The sequence below is a fragment of the Nonomuraea candida genome (assembly GCF_000725485.1).
Classification (GTDB): domain Bacteria; phylum Actinomycetota; class Actinomycetes; order Streptosporangiales; family Streptosporangiaceae; genus Nonomuraea; species Nonomuraea candida.
Genome location: NZ_JOAG01000238.1, coordinates 1 through 202 on the forward strand (window position 1 = coordinate 1; position 202 = coordinate 202).

At 67.8% G+C, this 202-nt stretch carries 1 protein-coding gene; it reads left to right on the forward strand.

Annotation, left to right across the window (positions count from 1 at the left end):
* Nucleotides 1-202: hypothetical protein (locus IO39_RS43885; protein ID WP_043638124.1), on the forward strand; the 202-nt coding region annotated here is incomplete at both ends.

A 202-nucleotide genomic window follows, 5' to 3' on the forward strand; every position in this document is an offset into this window, starting at 1 on the left:
CTTCCTCGACCAGCTCATGGAGACCATCGGGGTCAACCTGAACACGATCGTCGCCAACGCCCGTACCGACGAGCTGCTCAAGGAGTCGCAGCGGCTGGCGGTCGAGCTGCAGGCGCGCTCGGAGGAGCTCCAGCAGCAGCAGGAGGAGCTGCAGCGCTCCAACGCCGAGCTGGAGGAGAAGGCCACGCTGCTGGCCCGCCAG